Below are 22,170 nucleotides of genomic sequence, written 5' to 3' on the forward strand. Positions count from 1 at the left end.
TTTAAGCGAAAATCTTGGCGAACGCTTCGAGCGCGGCAACCAGGCCCTTCTTGGCGTCGTCGCCAAGATCCTTGGTGTCGCGGATCGTCTTGAGCACGCCGGCGTGGTCGCTGCGCAGATAGGCGATCATCGCCTGTTCGTAACGCGAGACGTCGGTGGTCGCGACATTGTCGAGATAGCCGTTGGTGCCGGCAAAGATCGAAGCGGTCTGCTCTTCGAACGGCATCGGCTGGAACTGCGGCTGCTTCAAGAGCTGCGTCAGGCGCGCGCCGCGGTTGAGCAGCTTCTGCGTCGACGCGTCGAGGTCCGAACCGAACTGCGCGAAGGCTTCCATTTCGCGATACTGCGCGAGTTCGAGCTTGATCGAGCCCGACACCTTCTTCATCGCCTTGGTCTGCGCGGCCGAGCCGACGCGCGACACCGACAGACCCACGTTGATCGCGGGACGGATACCGGCGTTGAACAGGTTGGTTTCGAGGAAGATCTGGCCGTCGGTGATCGAAATCACGTTGGTCGGGATGTACGCCGAAACGTCGCCCGCCTGCGTTTCGATGATCGGCAGCGCGGTGAGCGAGCCCGAACCATTGTCGGCGTTCATCTTGGCCGAACGCTCGAGCAGGCGGCTGTGCAGATAGAAGACGTCGCCGGGGTAAGCTTCGCGGCCCGGCGGGCGGCGCAGCAGCAGCGACATCTGGCGGTAAGCGACGGCCTGCTTCGACAGATCGTCATAGACGATCACGGCGTGCATGCCGTTGTCGCGGAAATATTCGCCCATCGTGCAGCCGGTGTAGGGTGCGAGGAACTGCAGCGGAGCGGGCTCCGACGCGGTCGCGGCGACGACGATCGAATATTCCATCGCGCCATTTTCTTCGAGCTGGCGGACGATCTGCGCCACGGTCGAGCGCTTCTGGCCGATCGCGACATAGATGCAGTAGAGCTTCTTGCTCTCGTCATCGCCCGCGTTGGCTTCCTTCTGGTTGATGAAGGTGTCGATCGCGACGGCGGTCTTGCCGGTCTGACGGTCGCCGATGATCAGTTCGCGCTGGCCGCGGCCGACGGGGACGAGGGCGTCGAGCGCCTTGAGGCCGGTCTGGACGGGTTCGTGAACCGAGGTACGCGGGATGATGCCCGGCGCCTTCACTTCGACGCGCATGCGCTTCTCGGCCTTGATCGGGCCCTTGCCGTCGATCGGGTTGCCGAGGCCATCGACGACGCGGCCGAGCAGGCCCTTGCCGACGGGGACGTCGACGATCGTGCCGGTGCGCTTGACGGTGTCGCCTTCCTTGATCTCGGCGTCCGAGCCGAAGATCACGATGCCGACATTGTCGGCTTCGAGGTTGAGCGCCATGCCCTGCACGCCATTGGCGAATTCGACCATTTCGCCGGCCTGGACGTTGTCGAGGCCGTGGACGCGGGCGATGCCGTCGCCGACCGACAGAACCTTGCCGATTTCGCTGACCGTTGCGTCGGTGCCGAAATTGGCGATCTGGTCCTTGATGACCTTGCTGATTTCAGCGGCGCGGATTTCCATGGTTTAGCCTTTCATCGCCTGTGCGAAGCTATTGAGACGGGTACGGATGCTGCCGTCGATCAGCTGGCTGCCCAGCTGGACGACGAGACCGCCAAGAATGGCGGGGTCGACGGTCGCGGCGACGGTGACGTCGCGCCCGACACGGGATTTGAGGTTCGCGGTCAGCTCCTTGAGCTGCGCGGCCGAAAGCGGGTGCGCGCTGGTGATCTTCGCGGTCACTTCGCCGCGGTGATCGGCGACGATCGCGTCGAAGGCGTCGATCATCCCGGGCAGGTCGGCGAGGCGGCGATTCTCGGCGAGCACGCCGAGGAACTTCGCGGTCAGCGAATCGAGCTTCATCGCCTTGGCGACCGCGGCGATCGCGTTCGCGGCGTCGGTGCGGGCGACGACCGGGCTGGCGATCAGCGCCGAGAGGTCGGCCGATTCGGTCAGGCCGGCGCGAAGCGTCGCAAGGCTCTTGGCCACCGCGTCGATCGCGTTCGATTCGCGCGCCAGATCGAACAAAGCGACCGCATAACGGCCCGCGAGGCCCGCCGTGATGTTGCCCTGAATGCCGCCGGAATTCTCCACGCGTGAAAGTCCTTTGTTGCTATCCCGTGGGGGATGGGTCGCGCGCTTTTCGGGGATATTCGACGAATGCCCCCCACGCGAAGTCGCGGCGCGCCTAGCAACGATTTTGCTGCAATGCAAGGCGGGGGGACGATTGCTTTTGCCCCTTCGTGCGATAGGGACGGGCTAACCAAAAAATATGACGTCGAAGGGAAGGTGCACGATGGGCGAGATGATCCGGATGACGATGGACGATGGTGCCGAGATCGCGGTCTATCACGCGCAGCCCGACGGCGAGCGGCGTGGCGGTCTGGTGCTGATCCAGGAAATCTTCGGGGTCACCGACGATATCCGCGAGATGTGCGACGAGTTTGCCGCCGAGGGGTATGAGGTGCTGAGCCCCGCGCTCTTCGACCGCGAGCATCCGGGGTTCGAGAGCGATTATTCGGGGCCGCAGTTCCAGCGCGCGGTCCAGCTGGCGCGCGAGCTGCACCCGTTCGAGCAGAGCCTGAAGGATGCGCAGACGTGCATCGACGCGCTGAAGGGCAAAGGTCCGGTGTTCATCACCGGCTATTGCTATGGCGGCTCGGTCGCATGGCGGATGGCGCAGATCAGCGCCGACCTCGCCGCATCCTCGGCCTATTACGGCAGCCTCGTGCCGACGATGTTCAAGGACGAGGCACCCGCCTGTGCGGCGATCGCGCATTTCGGCCGCTATGACGACGGCATCCCGATGGAGGGCGTCGAGGCGCTGATCGCGAAGGATCACCCGACCGCGCAGATCTTCGTCTATGAGGCGGGGCATGGGTTCAACAGCGACCGGCGCAAGGATTATCACGAAGCGAGCGCAACCCAAGCGCGCGAGCGCACGCTGATGCTGTTCAGGGCGTGCGGGGGGTGAGGCTGGTCTTCATCCATGGTCCCGCGGCGTCGGGCAAGCTGACCGTCGCGCGCGAACTTGCGGCGCAGACCGGGCTGCCGCTGTTCCACAATCATCTGGTCGTCGACGCGCTGCTGGCGGTCTTTCCCTTCGGCAGCGATGCCTTTGTCGAACTGCGCGAGACGATGTGGATGGATGTATTTCGCGCGGCCGCGGCCGGCGGGCGATCGCTGATCTTCACCTTCCATCCCGAGGCGAGCGTCGCCCCCGATTTTCCAGAGCGGGTCGTCGCGCTGGTCGAACAGGCCGGGGGGCGGGTCGATTTCGTCGCGCTGACGTGCGCGCGAGAGATTGTCGAAGCCCGTCTCGATGCGCCGTCGCGGCAGGCAAGCGGCAAATTGTCGTCGGTTGCGTTGTATCGCGAACTCGCGGCGACCGGCGCCTTCGCCTATCCCGCGCTTCCCGCCGCGCGGGTCGCGATCGATTCGGGGGCCATGCTTCCCGCCGAAGCGGCGGAGCGGATTCGCGCCGCGCTCGGCCTCGGATAGCGCGCAACGCGTGAAGCTCGCCCTGAACCTGCTACTGGCGCTTGCCGTCTTCGCACTCGTCGCGGCGGCGCTGCTCTATACGCAGCAGCGCCGGCTGATCTTTCCGGCGCCATCACACTATCCGCAGGCGCCGCCGCAAGGCTTCCGCCTCGTCCACACCCGCACCGACGACGGGCTGCGGCTCTCGGCCTTCTATCGCCCCGCGCTGCCGGGCAAGAAGACGCTCCTCTTCTTCCACGGCAATGGCGACAATATGCTCGGCGCGATCGAGGCGACGCGCGGGCCGGCGGCGGCGGGGCACGGGCTGATGCTGGTCGAATATCGCGGCTATGGCGGCAATCCCGGATCGCCGGGCGAGGCGGACCTCTATCGCGATGGCGCGGCGGCGATGCGCTGGCTCGCCGGGGCCGGGGTCGATCCGCGCCAGATCGTCGTCGTCGGCAATTCGGTCGGCTCGGGACCGGCGACCGAAATGGCGCTGCGGTACGATGTCGCGGCGTTGATGCTCGTGTCGGGGTTTTCGGATTTGCCGTCGGTCGTGAAGAGCCAGATCCCGCTCGTCCCGCGCTGGCTGGTGCGCGACCGGTTCGACAATGCGGCAAAGCTGGCCCGCGTGAAGGCGCCTGTCTATCTGATGCACGGCGACGCCGACACGCTGGTGACGCCCGCCAATCTGGATCGACTGGCGCGGGCGCGGCCCGACGCGACGGTCGCGCGTGTCGCAGGGGTTGGGCACGAGCTGGCCTACACCGCCCCCGCGCAGGCGATTCTCACGAAATGGGTTGGCGGACTCCGCTGACGGTCAGCCGCCGGTCGCCGGTTTGACCGCTGCGCCGCTCGCCGGCTGGCAGCGATAGACGAGCCGCTCGTTCGGGCTGGCGGGCAGCGCGCTGCGGATCGCGTCCTGCTGCGCGGCGAGCCCTGCGAGCTCGTCGGGGTTGGCGGTGCAGCTCTTGAGCGTGACCGTCGCGCGCGTCTCGCGCGCCTTGGTCATCGTTTCGGCGTCGAGCAGATAGCGGTCGACGCGGTAATCGCGCCCGGTCGAATCGATCGACGCGACGGTGACCGTCGCCTCGTCGTTCGGCACGAGGATGCGCTGCCAGCGGTCGTCGGCGCCCCGCGTATATTGCGTGCGCCCGTTGACGCAGCCGCTCTTGCCGATGGTGATCGGTACGTCGGTCGTCGCCGATACGGTGATGCGGCTGCGGTCGGGGCGGATCGTGCAGAGGAAATTGCCCTGCGCAAGTTTGGGCGTTTCTGTGGTCGAGGCGACGGCCGCCTCTTCGGCGATTTCGGCGTGCGCGTCGGGACGCGTGACGAACAATATCGCGGCGCCGAGCATCAGCACCGCGCCCGCGCCGCCCGCGATCTTGGCGTTGCGCAGATTCTTCTGGCTGTAGAAGAGCAGCCCCGCACCCGCGGCGAGCGCGCCGATCACGAAGAAAACCCCCGCGAGCGCGATCCGGTTTTCGCGCGATGCGAGCGCGTCTTCCTCGGCGCGCGCCTGCTTCAATTCGCGGTCGAGCCGGGCGGCGGCGTTCTTCGCGGCATTCGCCTCGGCGCTCGCGCGCGCTTCGGCGTCGATCGCGGCGCGATCGCGGGCGTCGGCTTCGGCGAGCGACAGGCACGGCGTGCCGACGCTGCTATATTGCTGGTTCGCATCGGCGAGGAAACGCATGAGCTCGCGCCCGGAAATGGCGAAGGCGAAGGGCGAATCGCCGTCGTCGGCGCGCGTGATCGCGGTGTTGATCCCGGTGATGCGGCCGCATTGGTCGACGAGCGGCCCGCCCGAATTGCCGCGCGAAATCTTCGCGGTGTGGATCAGCATCGCGACCCCGTCGACGCTCTGCGTGTTCGACATATTGCCCTCGCTGCGCGTCGGGGTGCGCGGGGTGATATAGTCGTTGGCGCTGCGCGCGGTCGCAAGGTCGACATTGCCGGGATAGCCCAATGCGACGACATCGGCGCCCGAATCGAGCGGTCCGGTATAGATCGCGGCGGCGGGCAGGCGGCCCTCGGTAATCTCGATCAGCGCAAGATCGCGCGCGGTGTCGATCGCGATCAGCTTGCCCGCGAAACTCTTCTGCCCTTCGGACGGGACGACGCCCAATGCGACATTGTCGGGATATTTGGCGGCCGATTCGACGACATGCGCGTTGGTGACGATCCTTGTCGGCGAGATCGCGATGCCGCTGCCGTGGCCGAAACCGACGACCTCGCCATCGACCATCGCGACGGTGACGACGCGCACGACGCTGCGCGAGGCGGCGCTGATATCGTCGGCGGCGCGGGCCGGAAGCGAGAGAGTAAGAAGGGCGAGCAGCAGCGCGAGGAGGCGGGTCATGGCGCGGAACCTAGTCGCTCGCGGCGCGAAGGCAAGCGCGGCTAGATATAAGGGCTCCACATCATCATCCACGCGCCGGTGCTGCCGGCAAGGATGACGAGGCCGCTGAACGCCAGAATGATCGCGACGCCTTTTTTCGCCGCCGGGGTGCCGTGCGCGCCCGCGCGCAGATAAAGCTCGGCCAGCCCGAGCGGGATCAGCGAGCTGGCGAAGGCGAGGAAGAGGTCGAAGGGGCCGTCGAGCGCCTTGCCGATCCCCGCGCCGCCGGTCGCGATGCCCCACGCCATATAGGCGACGCGCATGAACCACACCGCCGAGGCGACCGCGAAGAGGCGCAGCGCCCAGCGGCGATGCTCGACAAAGCGGCGCGCGCGGGCGGCGCGCCACGCGAGCGCGGCGAAGGCGAGGATGAGCAGCGCGTCGAGCGTGATCCCGATCGCGCCGGCGAGCACGAGCCAGGTTTCGCGCACCCAGGTGAGCCACAGCCCGCCGAGCGCGAGGGTGACCGCACTGAGGAGATAGAGCCGTCCGTTCCAGCGATGCACCGCGGGCCAGCGGCTGCGGATCGCGGGGACGAGCTGGAGGAGCCCGCCGAAGGTGATGACCGCCGCCATCAGCACATGCACCGCGAAGAACAGATTGCCCGCGCCGTCGCCCGCGACGAATCCCTTGATCAGCGGCTTGTCGTTCCACGCCGCGAAATTGCCCGAGAGCGAAGAGGGATAATAGAAGAGCAGGATGAAGGCGGTGAAGAGCAACTGCCCTGCGGCGATGGCGAGATAACAGAAGGTCGCGCTGCGCCCGAGCCAGTCGGTGCGGCGCGCCGGTCGTGCGGGTGCGATCGATGCGTCGATGGTTGCCATGCTCAGCTCCCCGATTTCTGGCGGGAGCGTGCGCCTTTCGGTCTAGTGAGTCAATGATATAATACAGTAATACAGCGAGGCCAAATGTTTGAACGCAAGCATCGGGACGCGGCGCGAATCGGACCGTGGCATTGAATGTCCAACGCACGAGAAAGGATATTCCGATGACCTATTCGATCCAGGGACTAAACCCCGAACCCTTCGCCCCGCTGTTCGCGATGGGCGACAGCGAACTCGCGGCAGTCAACGCGCGCCGCGTCACCGCGACCGCCGATCGCGGCTTCCCGTGCCGGGTCAGCCTGGAGGATGCAAAGGCGGGTGAGGCGCTGATCCTGCTCCACCACACCAGCCACGATGTCGAAACGCCGTATCGCAGCGCCTATGCGATCTATGTGCGTCCTGGCGTCGAAGTGGCGACCTATCGCGACGAACTGCCCCCGGTGTTCGAAGGGCGTTCGCTCGCGCTGCGCGCCTTCGCTGCGGACGGTATGCTGCAAACCGCGCGGCTTGTGGGGCCGGGCGAGGCCGACGGCGCGATCCGCGACCTGTTCGCCGACGATGCGATTACCTATATCGATGCCCACAACGCCGCCTATGGCTGTTTTGCCGCGCGAATCGAAAGGAATTGACCATGGACTTCAGGGCCATGACCGACGACGAGCGTTGGGAAGCGGTGCAGGCGCGGGACAAGGCGCAGGACGGCCGTTTCGTCACCGGGGTGCTGACCACCGGCATCTATTGCCGGCCAAGCTGCGCGGCGCGCCATCCCTTGCGCCAGAATGTCCGCTTCTTCGCCGACGGCGACGCGGCGCGCGCCACGGGCCTCCGCCCTTGCAAGCGCTGCCTGCCCGACGATGTCGCGCGCGACGAAAATGCGGTGATCAAGGCGATCGCGGCGATCAAAGGCAGCGAGGAACCGCTTGCGCTCGGTGATCTCGCCGCGCGCACCGGCTATTCGCCGACGCATTTCCAGCGCGTCTTCACCCGCCACACCGGCCTGTCGCCCGCGGCCTATGCCCGCGCGCTGCGCGAAGAGCGCGCGCGGCAGGCGCTGAGCGATGGCAGCCGGGTGACCGACGCGATTTACGACGCGGGCTTTTCGGGGCCGTCGCGTTTCTACCAGAATATGGAAGGACGCATGGGCATGACGGCGTCGGCGTGGGTGAACGGCGGCAAGGGCACCGAGATCCACTGGGCGGTCGTGCCGACCAGCCTTGGCGAAATGCTCGTCGCGGCGACGGAGAAGGGCGTGTGCCGCCTTAGCTTCGACGAAGGGCGCGAGGCGCTCGAGGAACGTTTCCCCGCGGCCGAACTGGTCGAAGGCGGCAAAGAGTTCGAAGCCCTGCTCAAACAGGTCGTCGACGCGGTCGAGGCGCCGGTGAATGGCTTCGATCATATTCCGATCGACGTGAAGGGCACCGCCTTTCAGGAAGCGGTGTGGCGCGAGCTCCGGAAAATCCCGGCGGGCGAGACGCGCAGCTATGCCGACATAGCCGCGGCGGTCGGCAAGCCCAAGGCGGTGCGCGCGGCGGGGAGCGCGAATGGCGCAAATAACGTGGCGGTGCTGATCCCGTGCCACCGTGTGGTACGCAGCGACGGAACGCTCGGCGGCTATGCCTATGGCCTGCCGATCAAGGAAGAATTGCTCAAAAGGGAGAGTTTTTGATGGCCGACAAAGTTGCCGAGTTCCGCGCGTTGCACGTTCCGGGCGATCCGCTGATCCTGATCAACATCTGGGACGCGGGAAGCGCGAAGGCGGTCGCGGCGACGGGCGCCAGGGCGATCGCGACCGGCAGCTGGGGCGTCGCGTCGGCGCACGGATCGTCCGACGGCGAGAATTTTCCGCTCGAAGCGGCGCTCGCCAACCTCGCGCAGATCCTGGCGGTCACAGATCTGCCCGTCACGATCGATATGGAAGCGGGCTATGGCGACGACCCCGCGGCGGTGGGCGAATCGGTGGCGCTGGCGCGCAACGCAGGTGCGGCCGGCATCAATATGGAAGACCGGCTGCCCGGGCAGAAGGAACTGCTCGCGACTGCAGATGCCGCCGAACGCTATCGCGCTGCCGCCGACACCGGCATCTTCGTCAACGCGCGCTGCGATCTGTTCCTGGGGGAGGATGCGGCGAAGGACGGCGACGCGCTCGTCGCGGCGACGCTCGAACGCGCGCGCGCCTATGCCGATGCGGGCGCGGGGTCGCTGTTCGTGCCTTTCCTGCTCGATCCCAAATGCATCGGTGCGATCTGCGACGCCTCGCCGCTGCCGGTGAACATCCTGCGCGGCAAGGGCGGCCCGACGCACAAGGAGCTTGCCGCGCTCGGCGTCGCGCGGATCAGCCACGGGCACCAGCCGTGGGCCGCGGCGATGGCATGGCTGGCGGCGCAGGCTGCCCAAGTGCTGGGCGGCGCCGAACCCGACTATTGAAGAAAGGCTAGTCGTCGTCGGCGTCGTCGGCGACGGCTTCCTTGCCGGTTCCTGCCGCGCCCGCGCGGCGGGCCTTCATCGCCTCCAGCCGCGCGAGCATCGCTTCGCCCCGGCCATTGTCGTGCGGATCGAAGGCCACCGTCCGCGCCATCCGCAACGCGGGTTCGAACTCACCCTGATTCGCGAGCGCAAAGGCATAGGCGACCCGCATCTCGATATTTTCCGGCGTGAGGACAAAGGCGCGCTCGAGCGCCTTGATCGCCATCTCGCTCGGCCGTTTGCCTTCGGCCAGAAAGCTGTCGAAATAGGCGTAGAGCGGCACCGCATCGTCGGGATCGGTGCGGTTGGCGAGCTGGATCGGCCTCCGCGCCGCGCGCCATGCGGCGGCGTCATCCTCGCCCTTTTCGCGCAGTTGATACAGCTTCAGCCGGCCGAGCAGGACATTGGCGCGGACATGATCGGGCTTGGCCGCCAGCACCTTGTCCAGCGCGGCCTGCATCGCCGCAAGGTCGCGCTTGTCGCTGTCGATGTCCCATTCGGCGGCCGCAAGCTCGAACTGGACGTCGGCATTGGCGGGCTGCGCGGCCGCCAGTTTTCGCAGCGTATCGCGCGCTTTGGTCAGCCGCGCCGCGTCGCCACGCGCATTCAGCCGTTCGAGCCGCGCCATGACCACGGCATCTTCGTCCGCCGACAGTGGCGCGATCCTGATGTTGGTCGAGACGGGAACGGCCTCGCGCGTGGTGCGGTAGCTGAGCCTGCTCTCGATATAGCGGTTCAGATCTTTGTCGAGCAGCGCAAGGTCGCCAAAGGCGTCGGTCGCCGCCTGTCTGGGGTCGGTGCCGGCATTGATCGCATTGGTATAGACGTTGATCTGGTCCCCCCGCGCGGCGCTGTGGAACAGCATGTGGGTGAGCACCCAGGCGCGGCCGTAATAGACATCCATCTGCCCGCTGTTCCGCATCGCGCGGGGTTGTTCGAACAACAGCCTTTCCGCCGGAATTTTCGGCATCGCCAGCAGGCCATAGGCGCGGCGATAGACCGGATGGCCGATCATCGCGCGGCCCTGCTTGTCGAAGTCGACCGTTGAATAATATTCCGCGAACCCTTCGATCAGCCAGGCAGGAAACGCCGCGCGGAGGTGGCGCTTCATGAAATGGTGGCTATATTCGTGGAACACCACTTGCTGTGAGGCCGATGTGCCGGCGACGTTGCTGCCGCCGTTTTGGCGAAAGGACATGGCGAAGCTGCCGTCGCGGTCCTGCCGATAATAGCCCGCGATCGACGCGCTCCGCGATCCGGTTGCCAGTTCGGCGACGTCGGGCGCCGCGGCGACCAGATAGATCGGCAGCTTGCTTTCCTCGCCAGGCGTTTCGACCTTGAAGAGCAGGCGCAGCGTGGTGTCGAAACGCTGCAAATTCTGCGCGAATTCGCGGAGCGATTTCTCGTTGCTCTCGCTGTAGATGATGAAACTGTCGGTGTCGGCGCGCAGCCATTTGGCCTCGGCCGCGCCCGCCATCCCGACCGCCGCGATTCCGGCCAGCAGGCCCAAGCCGATTCTCTTCATTCTGCGCCCCCGCATCATACCCTTAGGGGATGCTGCCAGCGCGCCCGGCTACAGTAAAGCCCTGTTGCGGCTAGACAAAGCTATAGGGGTCGATATCGATCGCGAGGCGCGCTTTTGCCGGCCAGTCGACGCTGTTCACCCAGTCGCGGATCGTGCCCTGCAGGTCGAAGCTGCGCGGCGCGTGGAGCAGCAGGCGGAAGCGGTGGCGGCCGCGCAGCATCGCGAGCGGGGCGGGGGCGGGGCCATAGACGGCGAGGCCTTCGGCGACCGGTGCTTTCTGGCCCAGCCGCTGCGCGACGCCGCGCGCGACCTCGATGTCCTCCGACGAGATGACGAGCGCGGCGAAGCGGCCATAGGGCGGCGCGCCCGCGAATTTGCGCGCCGCGGCCTCGGCCGAATAGAAGCCGTCGCGGTCGTTGGCGACGAGCGCGGCCATCACCGGCGCGTCGGGAACGCGCGTCTGGATCAGCACCTCGCCGGGCTTGACCCCGCGCCCCGCGCGCCCCGCGACCTGCGCGATCTGCTGGAACGTGCGTTCGGACGCGCGCAGGTCGCCGCCCTCGAGGCCGAGGTCGGCGTCGACGACGCCGACGAGAGTGAGGTTGGGGAAATGATAGCCCTTGGTGACGAGCTGCGTCCCGATGATGATGTCGACCAGCCCGCCCTCGACATTGTCGACGAACTCGGCGGCCTTGGCGGGCGACCACAAAGTATCCGACGTGACGATCGCGACGCGCGCCTCGGGAAAGCGCAGCGCGACCTCGTCGGCGACGCGTTCGACCCCGGGACCGCACGCGACGAGGCTGTCCTCATCCTCGCATTCGGGGCACAGCCGCGGCGGCGGCATGACATGGCCGCAATGGTGGCACGCGAGGCGGTGGACGAGGCGGTGCTCGACCATCCACGCGGTGCAGTTCGGGCACTGGATGCGGTGGCCGCACGTCCGGCACAAGGTCAGCGGGGCGAAGCCGCGGCGGTTCAAAAAGAGCAGACTCTGCTCGCCCTTCGCGAGCCGGTCGGCGAGTGCGTCGACGAGCGGCGGGGCGAGCCAGCGGCCGCGGTCGGGTGGGTCCTGCCGCATGTCGATCGCCGCGAGGTCGGGCAAGGTCGCGCCGCCGAAGCGCGCGGGAAGCTGGATATGGCGGTAACGTCCCGCCTCGACCATCGCGAGGCTCTCGAGCGCGGGGGTCGCGCTCGCGAGGATGACGGGCAGCCCCTCGAAGTGCCCACGCATCACCGCGACGTCGCGCGCGTGATAATGGACGCCATCCTCCTGCTTGAAGCTCGTCTCGTGCGCTTCGTCGACGACGATGACGCCGAGATTGGCATAGGGCAGGAAGAGCGCCGAGCGCGCGCCGATGACGATGCGGGCGTCGCCCGACGCGATCGCGTGCCAGGCGCGGCGGCGTTCGGCCGAGCGCAGCCCGCTGTGCCAGGCGACGGGCTCGCAGCCGAAGCGCGCGGTGAAGCGCGTGAGCATCGGTTCGGTGAGCGCGATTTCGGGAAGTAGCACCAGCGCCTGCTTGCCTGCATCGATCGCGGCGGCGATCGCTTCCATATAGACTTCGGTCTTGCCCGACCCGGTGACGCCGTCGAGCAGCAGCGTGTCGAATTTCTCCGCATGCACCGCATCTCTCAGCTGCGCGGCGGCGGCGGTCTGTTCGGCGGAGAGATCGGGCGGAGCGAAGCCGCTGTCGGGTTCGGGGTAGGGCTGGTCGGCCGATACGGTCACGGCTTCGAGCGCCCCCGTGTTCACCAGCCCGCGGATCACCGCGTCGCTGACCTCGGCGATCGCGGCGAGTTCGCGCACCATGCCCTGCCGCTCGCCGATCGCCTCGAGCGCGACGATGCGCTGCGGGGTCATCCGCGCGGGCAGTTCGCCCGTCGCGCGATATTCGACGATCGGGCGGCGCGCATCGGCGAAGGCGACTCCGGGGAGGACCATGCGCAGCACCGCGCCGGGCGGCGCGAGATAATAGTCGCTCGTCCATTCGACGAGGCGGCGGAGCGGCGCGGGCACCGGCGGGACGGGCACGACTTCGTTGAGATTGCGCAGGCGATTGTCGCCGACCGCCTCGGGCGCGCCGAAGCTCTCATCCTCCCACACCACGCCGCCGAGCCGCCGCGGGCCGAGCGGCGCGATCACGACGCTGCCGAGCGGCGCTTCGCTTTCGCGCGGGACGCGATAGTCGAGCGGGCCGAGGGCGGCGGTGAGGAGGAGGACGCGGGCGCGGGTCATGGGCTGCGCAGGATATAGGGCGGCGGGTAAAATAGGAAAGCGCGGGGAGCGGTGCTCCTCATTCTTTCGTCATGCCGGACTTGATCCGGCATCCATTCCTGCGTCATCGACATGGACCCCGGATCAAGTCGGGGGTGACAATGAAGGTCAGGTGGGGGCGAACGCCGCCTTCTTCACCCGGCGCTTCGCCGGCTTCGGCCGCTTGAACCAGAAGGTCCACACCGCAAGGCTGCCGAGCATCGTCAGCGAAAGGCCCGAGATCGTCAATATGATGCGCCACGTCCAGCCGCCGACCTTCGACGCGTGGATCGGGAAGGCCATGTTGAACGCCTGCGCGCCGCCCGGCATCGCGAGCGCATCGCGGGCGCCGAGCAGCTCGCCGTTCGCCGCGTCGAACCACAGGGTCGAGCGGCCGTTGGGCAGCCATTCGGCCTTCTGGCGCATCCGCAGCATGATCGGGTCGCCCTCTTTGCGCGGCAGGCTGAGGATGCGGAATTCGGCGTCGGGGAAGCGGCGCCGCGCCTCGGTCAGCATCGCGGTGTAATCGGGCTGTCCGGCGAGCGGGCCGCCCTTGTATTTCGGCGGCTCGATCGCCTTCGCCGCCTCGGCGGGCGAACCGAAGGGGGCGATCATCACCATCGCGAAGGGGCGGAAGATCATCATCGTGCCCGTGACGATCGAGATCAGCAGCAGCGGCGCGGCGATGATGCCGAGATCGCGGTGGTGCATCACGATCGACGGGCGGCTCATCCGTTTCGGCCACAATCGCAGTTGAAACGTTTTCCGCGTCCGCCACCAGAGGATCACGCCGCTGATCACGAAGAAGAGCCCGCACAGCCCGGCGATCCCGATCACCCATTCGCCATTGTCGCCCGCGAACAGATGGTGGTGGAAATCGAAGATCCAGAGCTCGGGCCGCTCCCACTGGCTCGCCCAGCGCGTGACGATGTCACCCGACTGGCTCGCATAGGCGCCGGCATCCTTGCCGAAGCGGAGCTGGTGGAGCCCGAAACGTTCGTCGGCATAGATGATGCCCTGCGCACCCGGCATCGCCATCAGCTTTTCGGTGGTCGCGGCGACCGTCGTCAGGTCGCCGCGCAGCGGATCGCCGGTGCCCGGGAAGCCGATCCACAAATGCTCATAGAGCAGGATCGTGCCCGACAGGCCGAGCAGCGCGAGCACAAGGCCGATCAGGCCCCCCGTCCAGCGGTGCAGCGTGTCGAGCAGCTTCATCATCAGAAACGCCTCCCTTTAGAACCTGTAGTCCCAGCCGAGGGTGAAAGTGCGCCCGCGACCCGCGAAATAGGACAGCTGGTCGCTCGGCAGACGCGTGTCGCTCGAATAGTCGATATATTGCTTGTTGAAGAGATTCTGCGCCGACAGGCTGATCCCGCCAAAGCCCGTCTGGTAACGGACATAGGCGTCGGTCAGCGTGTAGCCGCCAAAATCATTGTCGCGCAGCTTGAGCGGGCTGCCCCGCGCATCGTCGGCGGCGCGCGCCTTGCCGTCGAAGCGGCGCTTCAGATAGACCTGCGTCTGGATGCGCGCCGAGAAGGGGCCGCTGTTATAGCTTGCCGCGAGGTTGACGCGGTCGGGCGAGATGTTGACGCCGTCGAGGTCGCTGTCGACCTTGCCGTCGGGCACCGCATCGCTGTCGAAGCGGCCGATCAGATGCGCATAGCCGATATTGAGCTTGAGCCCGTCGATCGGCGTTTGGACGCCGAGGTTGACTTCGAGTCCCTGGATTTCGACGCGCAGGCGCTGGACGTCGAAGATGCGGTCGGGGCGGGTGATGAGCAGCTGGCCCTTGTCGCTCGACGACCAGAAATAGGCGGCGCTGGCATCGACCGGTCCGCGCTTCACCTCGAAGCCGATCTCGCGGTTGTTCGACACGACGGGCGAGATGTCGAGGAAAGTGTCGATATCGACCCCGGTGCGGTTCACGCCGCGCGTGATGCGGCCGATGTCGGGAACGGTGAAGCCCTCGGCATAGCTCGCATAGGCGCGGATGCCGTCCCACGGTTCGACGATCACGCCGCCGTTGATCAGCAGGTCCTCGAACTTGGGTTTGCCGCCGGCGACGTCGACGCCGCCATAGCTCGCGAGGCCGCACGGCACGGGCTGCGTCGCGGGCGGCGCGGGGCAGGCGACGAAGGTCGTCGAGGCCAGCGTGTGGAAATCGTTGATCTTGATCTTCACATTTTCCCAGCGGAGCCCGCCCGCGAGACGGACAACGCCGTCGAACAGCGCAAGGTTCGCCTGACCGAAGGGCGCGAGGCTCTGGAAATCGCTCGGCGGCACCCAGACGCGGTTCGTCGCGATCAGCGCCTGCTCGGTCTTGTCGACGAGCGCGTCGAACCCGATCGTCAGCGTCAGATCCTCGAAGCCCGGGACCGCGCGTTCATAGCTGAACTTGGCGCCGAGTTTGCGGCTGCGGTTCTGCGACTGGTCGAACACGGTGCCCACCGGCGCGATCACCGGGTCCTGGAAGGTCGCGATCGGCGCGATTTCGCCGCCGAAGGTGTCGCGGCTGCGGTTGAAGAAAATCTGGCTGACGAAATTGCCGCCCCAAAGGTCGGTGTCGGTCAGCGACAGCGCGACGCTTTCGGTGCGGTTCGCCGCGGGCACGCCCGGCGGGGTGCCGCGGACCGCGCTCGTCGGCAGCCCGAGCGCCCGGTTGCCGGGGATTGCGACATAGTCGCCGTCGCCCTTCAGCTCGAAGCGGCTGGCGATCAGGTCGAGGCGTGCGCTCGGCGACAATTCATAACCCAAACGCGCGAAGAAATTCGTCGCCTTGCTGTCCTGCGTTTCGCCCTGCGTCAGGTTGAGCCCGATCGGGCGGCCCTTGGCGTCCGAAAAGACGCCGCGGATTTCATAAGTCGCGCCGACGCTCGCGTCGAACCGTCCCGCCTTATACTGGACGAGGCCGCCGGCCTTGCCGCCCATCCCGGCCTTCGAAAAATCATTGTCGGCGGTGCCTTGCAGCAGGAAGCGGCCCGAAAGACCCTCGTCCTTCGGCGCGCCAACGGTGACCTGGTTGACGATGCCGCCGGTGCCGCCGATGCCCTGCAGTGCATTCGACCCGAAGATCAGCTCGACGCGGTCGACGAAGAAGCCGTCGATCGTGAAGCCGTCGCGGCTGCCGTCGCGCATCGGGGTCGATTGCGGAATGCCGTTGATCGCATAGAGCGGCGAGCGCCCGCGCAGCGATTCGCCCGAGCCCGAAAGCTTCTGCCGCGTCGGCGAGAAGCTGGGGGTCAGGTTCGCGACCGCGTCGGTGACCGACCCCGAAATCGCGAGCTGCTGGTCGAGCGCATCCTTGCCGATGATGTCGATCGTCAGCGGCAGCGCGTTCGGCGGCAGGATCGTGCGCGCCGCGGTGACGACGATCGTCTCGCCCGCCGCGCTGTCCGCATCGACGGGGGCGCCGTCCTGCGCAAAGGCGGGCGACGAAAGCGCGGTGCTGAGCAGCGCGGCGGCGGCAATTTTGCGAATCATTATCAACTCCTGTTCGCAGGGGCCGCTAATGAGAGCGATTCGCATAGGCAAGGAAAAACCCGCCCGATCGATGCTGTTTTGCTACTTTGTCCCGCCGCGTGGAAAATTCGCCACAGTGCCGAAAAGCGCGCTATCAGACTGCCGATGCGGGAAAAGGAACTGCGCTTCGCCCTGATTTGCTACGGCGGCATCAGCCTCGCCGTCTATATGCACGGCATCACGAAAGAGGTCTGGCGGCTCGCGGCGGCGTCGCGTGCCTTTCACGACGGCGCGTCGCTGAGCGGGGCGGGCAAAGTCTATGGCGAGCTGCTCGCCGCGATCGCGGCGCGCAGCAATGTGCGGCTGCGCGTGCTCGCCGACATCGTCGCGGGGGCGAGCGCGGGGGGCATCAACGGCATCTTCCTCGCGCGCGCTCTGGCGACGGGGCAGTCGCTCGACCCGCTCACCGACCTGTGGCTCGACGGCGCCGATGTCGACCGGCTGATCGATCCCGACGCGCGTCCGCTGTCGGCGGCGACCAAATTCTGGGCGGTGCCGATCGCCGGCTGGATGATGAAGAAGCGCGGCAACGCCATCGACCGCACCGTCGGCGAAGGCGCGCAGGACGAGGTGCGCGTCAAGCTGTCGCGCTTCGTCCGCGCGCGCTGGTTCGAACCGCCCTTCGGCGGCGAGACCTTCACGAACCTGCTGCTCGATGCGTTCGATGCGATGGATGCGGGGCCGCGCGGGCCGGTGCTGGTGCCGGGCGGGCAACCGGTCGACCTGTTCGTCTCTGTCACCGATTTTGCGGGGCACAGCGTTCCGCTCGCGCTCAACAGCCCGCCGCGCGTCACCGAGGACGAGCATCGGCTGATGCTGCATTTTCGCAAGGACAGCCAGTTCGGCAAGCGGCTCGACGATGTGCCGGGACTGACCGCGGCGGCGCGCGCGACGGCGAGTTTTCCGGGCGCCTTTCCGCCCTTCACCTTGCGCGAACTCGACCGGGTGCTCGAAAAGCGCAAGATCGCATGGCCGGGGCGCGAGGCGTTCGTCCATGCGCAGCTTCCGGCGGGGGGCGAAGGCGATCCCGCCGACCGCGTGCTGATCGACGGTTCGGTGCTCGCGAATGCGCCCTTCCGGCCCGCGATCGCGGCGCTCAAACAGCGCCCGGCGCGGCGCGAGATCGATCGCCGTTTCGTCTATATCGACCCCAAGCCCGATTATCGCTCGATCAGCTTCGGCAAGCCGGGCGAACAGGTGGCGGGCGAGGCCGCCCGGCTTCCCGGCTTTATGGCCACCATATTGGGGGCGCTGTCCGAAATTCCGCGCGAACAGCCGATCCGCGAGAATGTCGAGGCGATCGAGGGGATGTCGCGCCGCATCCGCCGGATGCAGCATATCGTCGATGCGATGAAGGTCGAGGTCGAGGAGCAGGTCGCGGCGCTGTTCGGCACGACCTTCTTCCTCGACACGCCGACGGTCGCGCGGCTCGAAAAATGGCGCGCCAAGGCGCAGGACCAGGCGTCGGCGCGCGCGGGCTTCGCCTATGCGCCCTACGGTCACCTCAAGCTGTCGGCGGTGGTCGAGGAGATGGCGAGCCTGATCGACCGGCTGTTGCCGCCCGAGGGCGCCGTCCATCAGGTCAACCGGCGCCTCGCGCTGTGGGAAGAGGCGCGCGCGCGCGGGCTCGACCGGATTTCGGGCAAAAAAGGTGCAGGCGCGAGCAGCGACGCGGTCGTCTTTTTCCGCACCCACGACCTCGGCTTTCGCATCCGTCGCCTGCGTTTCCTCGCGCGCGAACTCGACACCGCGGTCGAGGCGACGCGCGATGGCCGCGACCCGGTGTGCGAGGACATGCGCGAGGCGATCTTCACCGCGCTCGGCCTCTATCTCGACCGGCAGGGCGACAGCTGGCTTGCCGATCTCGACCTGCCCGCCGACGCCGGACCCGGCGACTGGATCGACGCGATCGCGGCGCGGCGCGACCTGCGCACGGTCGATGGCGAGGCCGATGCGCTCATCGCCGCGGGGCTCGCCGCGATGCCCAAGAACGACCGGCGGACGCTCCTGCTCGCCTATCTCGGCTATCCCTTTTACGACATCGCGACTTTGCCGCTGTTACAGGGCGAGGGGTTCGACGAGTTCGACCCGATCAAGATCGACCGCATCTCGCCGTCGGACGCGACCGCGATCCGCACCGGCGGCGCGGCGGCGATGCTGAAGGGGGTCGAGTTCAACAGCTTCGGCGCCTTCTTCAGCCGCGCGTACCGCGAGAATGATTATCTCTGGGGGCGGCTCCACGGCGCCGACCGGTTGATCGATATCGTGGCGAGCAGCGTCGGCGGCGAGGGGGCGCTGACGGGCGAGGATCTGAAGGCGATCAAGCGCCGGGCGTTCCACGCTATCCTCGACGAGGAGGAGGGAAGGCTGCCCAAGGTGAAGGCGCTGATTGCGGAGTTGAGGGCGGAAATCGGGTAATCACCCTTTCGTCATCCCCGCGAAGGCGGGGATCCCGCTTTAGAGCAGCGCTGGAAGCGGGATCCCCGCCTTCGCGGGGATGACGGAAAGAAAGCAAAGGTGCGAGCGAGGGATCGCTACGTCAGATCGTCCCACATTTCCTTGATGCGGCCGAAAAAGCCCTGGCTTGCGGGGCATTCCTCGCCTGTCTCGGTTTCGCGAAACTCGCAGAGCAGTTCCTTCTGCCGCGCGGTGAGCTTCGTCGGGGTCTCGACGTCGATCTGGACGACAAGGTCGCCGTGGCCGCGGCCGTTGAGCACCGGCATGCCGGCGCCGCGCTGGCGAAGCTGCTTGCCCGACTGGATGCCCGCGGGGATGGCGATGTCGTGCATCTGGCCGTCGAGCCCGGGAATGCCGATTTCGCCGCCGAGTGCCGCGGTCGTGAAGCTGATCGGCGCACGCGTGAACAGCGTCGTGCCTTCACGCTCGAACACCTTGTGCCGCGCCATGTGCAAGAAAATGTAGAGGTCGCCCGGCGCGGCGCCGCGCGCGCCGCTCTCGCCTTCGCCCGACAGGCGGATGCGCGTGCCCTCGTCGACCCCCGCGGGGATGTTGACGGTCAGCGTCTTGCGCCGGTCGACGCGGCCTTCGCCATGGCATGAATTACAGGGATCGGCGATGACCTCGCCCGCACCCTGACAGGTCGGGCAGGTACGCTCGACCATGAAGAAACCCTGCTGCGCGCGCACCTTGCCGTGGCCGGCGCAGGTGGTGCAGCGGTTGGTCTGTGTGCCCGGCTTGGCGCCCGATCCGTCGCACGTCTCGCAGCGTGCCGCGACATCGACCTGGATCTCGCGCGTGACGCCGGCAAAGGCATCCTCGAGCCTGATCTCCATGTCGTAGCGCAGGTCGGCACCGCGCGCGGGGCCGCGCTGCTGGCGTCCGCCGCCGAACGCCGAGCCGAAGATCGATTCGAAAATATCGCCGATGTCGCCGAAATCGGCGCCATTGCCGCCGCCGAAACCGCCGTTGCCGTTGACGCCGGCCTTGCCGAAGCGGTCATAGGCGGCGCGCTTCTGCGGGTCCTTCAGACAGTCATAGGCTTCGCTGATCGCCTTGAAGCGCGCTTCGCTGTTGTCGCACCCCGGATTCTTGTCGGGGTGATATTTCATCGCGAGCTTGCGGTAGCTCGCCTTCAGCGCGGCATCGTCGGCGGTGCGCTCGACTTCCAGCAGTTCGTAATAATCGATGTCGAGTGACATAGAGGCCCCCTCTTCAGCCCGTCACCCCGGCGAAAGCCGGGGTCGCTATCGGGCTGGCGGTGCCTTGCCGAGAGCGATGCCAGCCTGCGCCGGCATGACGGTTGAAGATCATTTTCTTACTTCTTGTCGTCTTCGACTTCGGAGAATTCGGCGTCGACGACGTCTTCGTCGGCTTTCGCCTCACCAGCTTCGTCGGCGCCGGGAGATGCGGCCGACTGCTGCTCCTTCTCGTAGATCGCCTGGCCGAGCTTCATCGCGACCTGCGCGAGCGCCTGGCTCTTTTCGGTCATCGCGGCGGCATCGCCGCCTTCGACCGCGGTCTTGGCTTCGGCGATCGCGGCTTCGATCTCGGACTTGAGGCCCGCGTCGACCTTGTCGCCATGTTCGATGATCTGGCGTTCGGTCGAGTGGATCAGGCTTTCGGCGTTGTTCTTCGCCTCGGCCGCCTCACGGCGCGTCTTATCCTCTTCGGCGAACTGCTCGGCGTCCTTGACCATCTGGTCGATGTCCGAATCCGAAAGGCCGCCCGACGCCTGGATCTTGATCTGCTGTTCCTTGCCGGTGCCCTTGTCCTTGGCGTGGACCGACACGATGCCGTTGGCGTCGATGTCGAAGGTCACTTCGATCTGCGGCACACCGCGCGGCGCGGGCGGGATGCCGACGAGGTCGAACTGGCCGAGGATCTTGTTGTCCTGCGCCATTTCGCGCTCGCCCTGGAACACGCGGATCGTCACTGCCGACTGGTTGTCGTCAGCCGTGGAGTAGACCTGCGACTTCTTGGTCGGGATCGTCGTGTTGCGGTCGATCATCTTGGTCATGATGCCGCCCAGCGTCTCGATGCCGAGGCTCAGCGGGGTGACGTCGAGGAGCAGCACGTCCTTGACGTCGCCCTGCAGCACGCCCGCCTGGATCGCGGCGCCGATCGCGACGACTTCGTCGGGGTTCACGCCGGTGTGCGGTTCCTTGCCGAAGAAATCCTTCACGACTTCGCGCACGCGCGGCATGCGCGTCATGCCGCCGACGAGCACGACTTCGTCGATCTCGCTCGCCGAAATGCCGGCGTCCTTGATCGCCTTCTTGCAGGGTTCGAGGGTGCGCTTGACCAGCTCTTCGACCAGCTTTTCGAGGTCGGCGCGCGTGATCGTCTTCACCAGATGCTTCGGCCCGTTGGCGTCGGCGGTGATGAAGGGCAGGTTGACCTCGGTCGTCGCGGCCGACGACAGTTCGATCTTCGCCTTTTCGGCGGCTTCCTTCAGGCGCTGGAGCGCGAGCTTGTCACCGCGGAGATCAATGCCTTCGTCCTTCTTGAAGCCGTCGGCCAGATATTCGACAATCTTGCTGTCGAAATCCTCGCCGCCGAGGAAGGTGTCGCCGTTGGTCGACTTCACTTCGAACACGCCGTCGCCAACCTCGAGGATCGAGATGTCGAAGGTGCCGCCGCCAAGGTCATAGACCGCGATCGTCTTGTTCTCGGTCTTGTCGAGGCCGTAAGCCAGCGCGGCCGCGGTCGGCTCGTTGATGATGCGCAGCACTTCGAGGCCCGCGATCTTGCCGGCGTCCTTGGTCGCCTGGCGCTGCGCGTCGTTGAAGTAAGCGGGAACGGTGATCACCGCCTGCTCGACCTTTTCGCCCAGATAGGCTTCGGCGGTTTCCTTCATCTTCTGAAGGATGAAGGCCGAAATCTGCGACGGCGAATAATCTTCGTTGCCGGCCTTGACCCACGCGTCGCCGTTGCTGCCCTTGACGATCGTGTAGGGGACCAGCTCGGTGTCCTTCTTGGTGATCGGGTCGTCGAAGCGGCGGCCGATCAGGCGCTTCACGGCGAAAACGGTGTTTTCGGGGTTGGTGACGGCCTGGCGCTTCGCCGGCTGGCCGATCAGGCGCTCGCCATCCTTCGCAAAGGCGACGATCGACGGGGTCGTGCGCGTGCCTTCGACATTTTCGATAACCTTGGGTTTTCCGCCTTCCATCACCGCGACACAGCTGTTCGTGGTGCCGAGGTCGATCCCGATCACTTTGGCCATTGGTATTA

Annotated in this window: 17 protein-coding genes; 7 read left to right on the forward strand and 10 right to left on the reverse strand. The window is 66.7% G+C overall.

The genetic code is table 11. The features are described 5' to 3' along the window. Position 1: 1 nt before the first annotated feature. Together atpA and J2X38_RS20850 are read right to left on the reverse strand one after the other, a co-directional pair. On the reverse strand, positions 2-1,531 hold the full coding sequence (gene atpA / locus J2X38_RS20845) for a F0F1 ATP synthase subunit alpha (protein ID WP_058537705.1): 1,530 nt from the start codon (positions 1,529-1,531) through the stop codon (positions 2-4). Positions 1,532-1,534: 3 nt separating this feature from the next. Beyond that, positions 1,535-2,101, reverse strand: a complete 567-nt coding sequence (locus tag J2X38_RS20850) for a F0F1 ATP synthase subunit delta (protein WP_310257122.1) — start codon at positions 2,099-2,101, stop codon at positions 1,535-1,537. 202 nt (positions 2,102-2,303) lie between these two features. Between J2X38_RS20850 and J2X38_RS20855 the strand changes: the two genes are divergently transcribed. The 3 genes from J2X38_RS20855 to J2X38_RS20865 are packed head-to-tail and all read left to right on the forward strand — an operon-like array spanning position 2,304 to position 4,307. Beyond that, on the forward strand, positions 2,304-2,981 hold the full coding sequence (locus J2X38_RS20855; RefSeq protein WP_310257126.1) for a dienelactone hydrolase family protein: 678 nt from the start codon (positions 2,304-2,306) through the stop codon (positions 2,979-2,981). After that, entirely contained in the window at positions 2,978-3,508 is a 531-nt protein-coding gene (locus J2X38_RS20860; protein ID WP_310257129.1) for an AAA family ATPase, read from the forward strand. The genes J2X38_RS20855 and J2X38_RS20860 overlap by 4 nt, the downstream gene beginning before the upstream one ends. 10 nt (positions 3,509-3,518) lie before the next feature. After that, the gene (locus tag J2X38_RS20865; RefSeq protein WP_310257131.1) at positions 3,519-4,307 is read left to right on the forward strand and encodes an alpha/beta hydrolase; all 789 of its coding nucleotides are present in this window, start codon (positions 3,519-3,521) and stop codon (positions 4,305-4,307) included. Positions 4,308-4,310: 3 nt separating this feature from the next. Here the strand turns inward: J2X38_RS20865 and J2X38_RS20870 are convergent, their stop codons facing one another. Next, positions 4,311-5,852: a serine protease gene (locus tag J2X38_RS20870; RefSeq protein ID WP_310257134.1), complete on the reverse strand. Its 1,542-nt coding sequence runs from the start codon at positions 5,850-5,852 to the stop codon at positions 4,311-4,313. A gap of 41 nt (positions 5,853-5,893) precedes the next feature. Continuing rightward, the gene (locus J2X38_RS20875) at positions 5,894-6,715 is read right to left on the reverse strand and encodes a DUF2306 domain-containing protein (RefSeq protein ID WP_310257137.1); all 822 of its coding nucleotides are present in this window, start codon (positions 6,713-6,715) and stop codon (positions 5,894-5,896) included. A 164-nt stretch (positions 6,716-6,879) separates the two neighbouring features. On the opposite strand from J2X38_RS20875, the gene J2X38_RS20880 reads away from it, so the two are divergent. The 3 genes from J2X38_RS20880 to J2X38_RS20890 are packed head-to-tail and all read left to right on the forward strand — an operon-like array spanning position 6,880 to position 9,139. Next, entirely contained in the window at positions 6,880-7,344 is a 465-nt protein-coding gene (locus J2X38_RS20880) for a DUF1203 domain-containing protein (RefSeq protein ID WP_310257140.1), read from the forward strand. Between the two features lie 2 nt (positions 7,345-7,346). Next, positions 7,347-8,381 (forward strand): bifunctional DNA-binding transcriptional regulator/O6-methylguanine-DNA methyltransferase Ada, encoded by a 1,035-nt coding sequence (gene ada, locus J2X38_RS20885; protein WP_310257142.1) that lies wholly within the window; start codon positions 7,347-7,349, stop codon positions 8,379-8,381. Further along, positions 8,381-9,139: an isocitrate lyase/phosphoenolpyruvate mutase family protein gene (locus J2X38_RS20890; protein WP_310257144.1), complete on the forward strand. Its 759-nt coding sequence runs from the start codon at positions 8,381-8,383 to the stop codon at positions 9,137-9,139. The genes ada and J2X38_RS20890 overlap by 1 nt, the downstream gene beginning before the upstream one ends. A 7-nt stretch (positions 9,140-9,146) precedes the next feature. Here the strand turns inward: J2X38_RS20890 and J2X38_RS20895 are convergent, their stop codons facing one another. The 4 genes from J2X38_RS20895 to J2X38_RS20910 all read right to left on the reverse strand — a co-directional run bounded on the left by J2X38_RS20895 (position 9,147) and on the right by J2X38_RS20910 (position 16,440). Next, a complete protein-coding gene (locus J2X38_RS20895) occupies positions 9,147-10,703 on the reverse strand; it encodes a hypothetical protein (protein WP_310257146.1) in 1,557 nt (518 codons plus the stop codon). A 70-nt stretch (positions 10,704-10,773) separates the two neighbouring features. Then, positions 10,774-12,942: a primosomal protein N' gene (locus tag J2X38_RS20900; RefSeq protein WP_310257148.1), complete on the reverse strand. Its 2,169-nt coding sequence runs from the start codon at positions 12,940-12,942 to the stop codon at positions 10,774-10,776. Between the two features lie 147 nt (positions 12,943-13,089). Next, entirely contained in the window at positions 13,090-14,175 is a 1,086-nt protein-coding gene (locus J2X38_RS20905; protein WP_310257395.1) for a PepSY-associated TM helix domain-containing protein, read from the reverse strand. An 18-nt stretch (positions 14,176-14,193) separates the two neighbouring features. Further along, the gene (locus J2X38_RS20910) at positions 14,194-16,440 is read right to left on the reverse strand and encodes a TonB-dependent receptor (RefSeq protein ID WP_310257150.1); all 2,247 of its coding nucleotides are present in this window, start codon (positions 16,438-16,440) and stop codon (positions 14,194-14,196) included. Between the two features lie 144 nt (positions 16,441-16,584). On the opposite strand from J2X38_RS20910, the gene J2X38_RS20915 reads away from it, so the two are divergent. Beyond that, positions 16,585-18,897 carry a patatin-like protein gene (locus J2X38_RS20915; protein WP_310257152.1) on the forward strand — a complete coding sequence of 771 codons (2,313 nt, stop codon included), beginning with the start codon at positions 16,585-16,587 and terminating at the stop codon, positions 18,895-18,897. A 116-nt stretch (positions 18,898-19,013) separates the two neighbouring features. On the opposite strand, the gene dnaJ is transcribed toward J2X38_RS20915, so the two are convergent. Together dnaJ and dnaK are read right to left on the reverse strand one after the other, a co-directional pair. Further along, positions 19,014-20,138, reverse strand: coding sequence for a molecular chaperone DnaJ (gene dnaJ, locus J2X38_RS20920; protein ID WP_058537719.1), 1,125 nt, complete (start codon positions 20,136-20,138; stop codon positions 19,014-19,016). Positions 20,139-20,254: 116 nt separating this feature from the next. Then, positions 20,255-22,162, reverse strand: a complete 1,908-nt coding sequence (gene dnaK / locus J2X38_RS20925) for a molecular chaperone DnaK (protein ID WP_058537720.1) — start codon at positions 22,160-22,162, stop codon at positions 20,255-20,257. Positions 22,163-22,170: the final 8 nt, after the last annotated feature.

Source organism: Sphingopyxis sp. BE235 (assembly GCF_031457175.1).
Taxonomy (GTDB): Bacteria; Pseudomonadota; Alphaproteobacteria; order Sphingomonadales; family Sphingomonadaceae; genus Sphingopyxis.